Source organism: Verrucomicrobiota bacterium (assembly GCA_034440155.1).
Lineage (GTDB): Bacteria > Verrucomicrobiota > Verrucomicrobiia > JAWXBN01 > JAWXBN01 > JAWXBN01.
Genome location: JAWXBN010000083.1, coordinates 37949 through 44209, shown reverse-complemented (window position 1 = coordinate 44209; position 6261 = coordinate 37949). Strand labels below are relative to the sequence as shown.

Below are 6261 nucleotides of genomic sequence, written 5' to 3'. Positions count from 1 at the left end.
TCATATAGATAAACTGAATGAGAAACCCCGATGGTAAGAGTGCCATTTTGAATGCTTAAAGGGGTGGAGTGTGCCGCATAAAAATCACCTACGATCAAGGCCCAATCTGACATGATCCGGCTTTCCACCGCTTTTTGGTCTAAACCCGCACTTTTAAGGAATCTCACTACCCCGCTGGCAATCGGGTGCATATCACGAGTTGGCGGACTTTCAAATACACCTCTGAATTCGCCGAGTATCTTATTTTTATAATCAGTGGCCATATCGTCAAAAAAAAACCCCGCAAATGCGGGGTTTTAAGAAAATAAAATTTTATTGTCCATCGCTTCCGATAGCCTCAACAGGGCAACCTTCCATCGCTTGCTTACAAAGCTCTTCTTCTTCAGGGGATGTAGGTTGTTTATAAAGATATGAATGACCTCCATCATCATTTCTGGTGAAATTATCAGGAGCTGTCTCACGGCAAAGGTCACAGTCAATGCATTGATCATCAACGTAATATTTGCCTGATACATTTTGGGAGTATTTATTTGCGATTGTAGCCATAGATTTAAATAGGTTAGTTTTACTTAATATAGATATTAAAGATAACTGTGCAACTTATTTCTATTGTTTACGGTCATTTTTTTTTGTGGCTTAATCAATATAAGTGAAACAGTATCTCAATAGGTCATCGATAGGGGCAATTGTCGCAATTATTTTGACGACGCTCGCCTATCTGAGCAGTTTAACGAATTCATTTGTCTACGACGATTTTGATTACATTATCGATAATCCTATCGTGAAAGCCACGGAGACGAGTTTTCAAGAAATCCTTACATCATCATATCCTCCCCATCATCCCGAACAAAATCTTTATCGTCCGGTCGTTACAGTCAGCTATTTGTTAGACAAGACATTTTGGGGAATCAGTGGAAATCCTGGGCAGGATATTACCTATTTCCATCTGAGTAACCTTGCTTTTCATCTAGCGGTAGTGTTGCTGCTCTATTTTCTAATCCTGTCATTGCCTCCAGTTAAAGGGGCGCGATCACGGGAAATGATTGCGACGTTATGTGCTACCTTCTATGGCGTACACCCGGTTACCACCGAGGCAGTCGCCTGGGTTTCCGGCCGCGCAGAGATTATATCCGCCTTATTTTGTTTGACTGCATTGGTCTTACTTGTGTACGCGATCAGGCAGGGGACGCGGGGATTCCCGTTTTTATTCGGCTCATGGGTGTCATTTTTCTTTGCCCTGTTATCAAAGGAAAATGCCCTTGTATTACCAATAATAGCCATTCTCATTATTTTTTGGTTGGGAATGTATGAAAAGGTCGAATGGAAAAAAATATGGATCGCCCCCGCTGGTTTAATCATATTAGCGTTTCTTTATTATTCGAGTCGTTCTTCAATATTCAAAGGCCTCCCGATGCAAGAACAGGCCTACGTCGGGGTGGTCGATTCGTTCACGAGGATTTTAGTCGCATGTAAAGTGCTGGTGCGATATCTCTGGTTGATTGTATTTCCCTATGGTCAGTCGGTATTCCATGAGGTGGAAGTCGAAAAATTGATTAGTTCTTTCTCGCTTTTTATCCTATTAGGATTGTCTGTAACAGCCGTTATCTATCGGAAAAAAGCCCCTTGGTTTTTATTCGGATTGATCTTTTTCTTTGTGGCAATCCTGCCAGTGAGCAATTTGCTCATCCCCATTGGTGCTGTAATGGCTGAAAGATTTTTATATTTTCCACTGGTCGGGGTCACCTTGGCTTTGGCGTTTTGCCTAGGAACCGCTCAAAAGAAGGTTACAGGGTGGATTGTGCTTATATTGGGACTGGTGATTATCCATCACATGATCAAGACGGGTTTGCGGAACCTTGACTGGAAGAATGACACCACGTTGTGGTCTGCGGCCCTAAAGGTATATCCGGGGAGCTTTTTGACTCATGCCCAATATGGATTTGCGGAGGCCGCCAACGGGAAGATGCCGGAGGCTTATCAATCCCTCGAAAAAGCAAGCATTCTTCTCGCTGCGCAACCTCCTGTATTTCGGGAGAAATTCGGACCCAAAATTAATAGGAAAATGAAGGAAATTGTGGCGGGGATGTCAGAAAAACCCGATTCAACGGATTTGATAAAAATCCATGAGATAGCTCGTGCGGGGAAGTTAGGGGAAGCCGCCATCCTTTATGCGGCATATCTGGACAAAAATCCGGCCAGTCTGTCTGCTTATCAAGCAATGATTGATTGTTTGATGAGGTTAGGGGCTTTCAAGGAAGCTGCCTATGAACTTCAGAAGTTGATCCGTCTTACACCCAAAAATGGGATTTTGTACGGGAAATTAGGGTATTGTTATGGGCAAATGTCGAAATTTTCTTTGGCGAGGATGAATTACAGGAAGGCCCTTGAATTGAATTCATCGGATAGCGTCAGCTTTGCAAACTTGGGAATTCTTGAGATGAGGAGCGGACAATATCCATTGGCAATAGTGTATTTTCGTGAAGCGGTAAAACTCCAGCCGGACAATCCTGATTTCCTGTGTAATCTTGCCGCATGTGAAGTTGCTTTGGGGCGTACGGATGAAGCCAAGGCCATCTTACGCCAGTTGCTTGCTAAAAATCCCACGTATCAGCCTGCAAAAGAAATGATCAAATCTTTGAAAAAATAATAATTTCTGCTAACAATCACACCATGACATTTAACCCTGAAGATTTTTTTGATCTAAATGATTTTGATCATAAACGTGTTTTTGATGGGTGTAATGATGTCTGGGATGTATTAAATCAAATCGTCCCATATCTGACAAATAATTTTAAACCTAGCCTATTGAATGAAGCAGTTGGATTTCCCTATATTGATAATAATGTATCGATAGGAAAAGGGACAATTGTGGAAGATGGTGCGATGATTAAGGGGCCAGCAATTATCGGGGAGCATTGTGAAATCCGGCACGGGGCTTATATAAGGGGCAATGTCATTATTGGTAACCACTGTGTGGTCGGAAACTCATGTGAAGTCAAAAATTCCATCCTCTTGAACCATGTGGATATTCCCCATTATAACTATGTCGGGGATTCTGTATTGGGAAATTATTCCCATTTGGGGGCAGGAGCAATTTGCTCGAATCTAAAACTTGATAAGACGAATATTATCTTACGGGACGGCGAACGTGAGATTCAGACGGGCTTAAGGAAATTTGGGCTCATTTTGGGGGATCGGGCTCAGGTCGGTTGTAATTGTGTGTTAAACCCCGGTTCTGTCATTGGAAAAGATTCGTTAATTTATTCCGGTGTGCAATGGCGGGGAGTGTTGGATTCCGGTAAGGTTGTTAAATTCAAAATAGACTATGATATTGTCGAACGGAAATTAAAATGAATGCCTGCCTTCATCTCGATGGAACACAAGATTATCCCTTGCATGGTGCGGTATCCATCGGGCGACAGCCTGAGAATATTATCTGTTTGGATAGTCCGAAAGTTTCGCGTAGGCATGCCTTAATCCATCCTCAAGATGGGCAGGATTATTGGTTGGTGGATCTTGGCTCAAGTAATGGCACCTTTTTGAATGGGAAACGGTTACAACAGCCTTCACAGTTGAACTCCGGGGATGTGATCGGGATTGGAGATTCACAGATATTATTCCAAAAAGAAGACAGTGAGTCTACTCATGCCGCTGCTGGAGTAGAGTATGACCGTACACTTTGTGAAGTGATGAATAAAAATTGTTGGCTTTTACTTTTGGATATTATTGGATTTACCGAGCTTAGCCAGAGCACAAATCCTGACGAACTATCAAAAATGATGGGTAAATGGATGCTCTCCTGTAGTGGTCTGATTGAAAGTCATGGAGGAAGTGTAAATAAATATTTAGGGGACGGGGTATTAGCTTTCTGGACTGATGGCCCTGATCAAGTCGGGAAAATACAAGGTCTCTTGAATGAATTTGTCGTGTATAAAAATGAAAGCCCTTTGCCATTCAGGGTCGTTTTTCATTATGGGAAAGTCATTTTCGGTGGTCGTCTCGCGACCGGTGAAGAGTCGATTTTAGGGCCGGAGTTAAATCTCATATTCCGTATCGAAAAGGTTTCTTCCTCTCTGAGGAGGGAGATGATCTGTACAGAAAGTTTCCGCGAGATGGCAGGGATTAATGATAGGACGGAAGATATGGGAGAACATATTTTGAAAGGTTTCTCCAAACCCTGCCGGGTGTATGCCATTTTGGGGTAGAGGGAATAGTAGTTATAGTATTCCCATTAAACGAGCGAGGGTGACCGCAACAAATAATCCTGCAATAAATATAAGGACTATATTAATGACGGTCATAGGGCTTTTTTCTTTTTTAAGTCCCTTAAAAGTACTGGCAGGTGGGGATGCAGTATGGCTTGGTGAAACAGTAGATTGTGTATCTTGCGGCGCTTTAGGGGAGTCGCTGTCAGATTTATTCGTTTTTTTATTTTGTGCAGTATCTTGTACTTTTGAAGGTTCTTCTGTAGCGGGACTTGGAATTTCCGAAACATAGTCACATAACATCTGGCCGAAACGCATTTTATCCCCGTTTTTGAGCAGTTTCTCCGATAAAAGTTTGTCGCCGTTCAAATATGTTCCATTTGTAGAAGAATTATCCTTCAGAATGAAATTGCCGGATTCGTGGCGGTTAAAAAGAGCATGATGACTGGAAAGCGAGGATTCGGGTAATTCAATCTGGTTATCTTCCAGACGTCCTATGGAAATACTTTCATCTTTAAGTTCAAATTCCCTATCTTTGAATTCAGTATTTGTCACCACAAGCTTAGGCATGAAGATATCAAACTCTTGTGCGAAAACCTTGTAAAGCTTTTCCTTTACTTTAGTGGCCAAGATATTGAGTAAAGGACTTTAGTCTTTATATAAGGACTTAAAGAGGCGGTTTGAAAAAACACAGAGGGAGGAACTAATCAGGATCATCCAGACATTAAAGCGGGAAACTTTAATACGATGATAGGGGTCTAACGGATTGTTTGTATCTGATTTAAGCTTACGTAATGTTCGTACCCCGATGAGTATAGGCCAAGCGCAGGCTAGGCGCATACGCCACTGACGCTTTGGGTATTGGAGTGTATAAGTCCATGCATCATCATAGTAAGATTCTGCTAAGGCCAGCCATTGGAAATAGAGAGGCCTGAGTATTTCAAACTTTTCAGCATTGAGCAATTCTTTTGGGGTTACCCCGATATCTTTTAATTGACTATTAGGAAGGTAACAACGTCCATTTAATAGGTCCCGAGGCAGATCGCGTAAGATATTGGTTAACTGTAATGCCTGACCAAAATGAATGCCGCGTAAAATGGTTTCATCAGGATTCCATACCTTAGAGTCCTCTATGTGGTGGATACACATCTTTGTCCAGAATTCTCCGACACACCCAGCTACACGGTAGGTATAGTCTTGAAGCTCGTCAGGCGTTTGGAGAGAGGGTATTTCCATGGGCGGAGCAGAAAAACGTTCGAGGTCAAGATCCTGGCCAGAGCAGATAATATTCAAGACGTTGACAATTTGCTCTTTGTCAAAGCTAGTTTGGGTTTGGAGGAGCAGGATACACTCTTGAAGGTTGCCCAGTAATATTTTTTCGCCTTCGGAACTTTGATGGGGGAGTAGGTCTTCTTTGATATTTCCCAGTAACGGTTCCACGGACTGATTTCGGATCGATAAATTCAAAATCCTGAGATAATCCCGTCTTTTTTCAAGGGGGATAACTTTTGTGTCCGCAATCGTATCGGTAGCCCGGGCCAAGAGGTAAGCTAGACTGACGGGTTCCCTCATGGCAGGCGGTAGGATCCGGAGTGTCAGATAGAAAGACCGTGAAACACTTTTAAGCAGGGGGCCTATCAGAAAGGACGTGGTCTTCACGACTTGTGCGGGACTTCAAGTTTGAATTTCGGAATACGTGTAATGATTCTTTGTCCGAATTCATCAAGTCCGATATAAGCACCCTCTGCGATACTATCGCAGGCGATGGTATGGTAGCTATTATACGAGAAACTCTCCCCGGAAGCGATTTCAGGTGTCTGCCCGACGACCCCGTCCCCTTCGACGATCAGTTTGTCACCAGTCTCATCTGTGACAACCCACTTGCGGCCTTTGATTGTCACCTTTCTGTCCGATTGATTATGGATCGTGATAAAATAGATAAAGGGATAAGGTTTTTCGGTAGGAGCCTGTAGCTGGGGAGAATAGATGATACGATCGATTGTTACGTAAAGCTCTTTGAGTTCTATGGGTTCTGACACACGTACAAAATATAATA

8 protein-coding genes are annotated in these 6261 nt (G+C 42.8%); 3 read left to right on the top strand and 5 right to left on the bottom strand.

The genetic code is table 11. The annotated features are described in order from the left end of the window. Both SGI98_08690 and SGI98_08685 read right to left on the bottom strand, forming a co-directional pair. The coding region (locus SGI98_08690; protein MDZ4743476.1) for a DUF721 domain-containing protein at positions 1–191 on the bottom strand (191 nt) is incomplete at its 3' end. Between the two features lie 121 nt (positions 192–312). Continuing rightward, the gene (locus SGI98_08685; GenBank protein ID MDZ4743475.1) at positions 313–546 is read right to left on the bottom strand and encodes a ferredoxin; all 234 of its coding nucleotides are present in this window, start codon (positions 544–546) and stop codon (positions 313–315) included. A 103-nt stretch (positions 547–649) separates the two neighbouring features. On the opposite strand from SGI98_08685, the gene SGI98_08680 reads away from it, so the two are divergent. The 3 genes from SGI98_08680 to SGI98_08670 are packed head-to-tail and all read left to right on the top strand — an operon-like array spanning position 650 to position 4205. After that, on the top strand, positions 650–2647 hold the full coding sequence (locus SGI98_08680) for a tetratricopeptide repeat protein (GenBank protein MDZ4743474.1): 1998 nt from the start codon (positions 650–652) through the stop codon (positions 2645–2647). A 23-nt stretch (positions 2648–2670) separates the two neighbouring features. Further along, entirely contained in the window at positions 2671–3354 is a 684-nt protein-coding gene (locus tag SGI98_08675) for a UDP-N-acetylglucosamine diphosphorylase (GenBank protein MDZ4743473.1), read from the top strand. Further along, positions 3351–4205, top strand: coding sequence for an adenylate/guanylate cyclase domain-containing protein (locus SGI98_08670; GenBank protein MDZ4743472.1), 855 nt, complete (start codon positions 3351–3353; stop codon positions 4203–4205). Before SGI98_08675 ends, SGI98_08670 begins: the two co-directional genes overlap by 4 nt. A gap of 12 nt (positions 4206–4217) precedes the next feature. On the opposite strand, the gene SGI98_08665 is transcribed toward SGI98_08670, so the two are convergent. From SGI98_08665 to SGI98_08655, 3 genes are read right to left on the bottom strand one after another with little or no spacing between them, the layout of a single operon-like run. Further along, positions 4218–4835: an FHA domain-containing protein gene (locus SGI98_08665; protein ID MDZ4743471.1), complete on the bottom strand. Its 618-nt coding sequence runs from the start codon at positions 4833–4835 to the stop codon at positions 4218–4220. Between the two features lie 18 nt (positions 4836–4853). Continuing rightward, entirely contained in the window at positions 4854–5864 is a 1011-nt protein-coding gene (locus tag SGI98_08660) for a phytoene/squalene synthase family protein (protein MDZ4743470.1), read from the bottom strand. Continuing rightward, positions 5861–6244, bottom strand: coding sequence for an ApaG domain (locus SGI98_08655; GenBank protein ID MDZ4743469.1), 384 nt, complete (start codon positions 6242–6244; stop codon positions 5861–5863). The genes SGI98_08660 and SGI98_08655 overlap by 4 nt, the downstream gene beginning before the upstream one ends. Between the last annotated feature and the right edge of the window lie 17 nt (positions 6245–6261).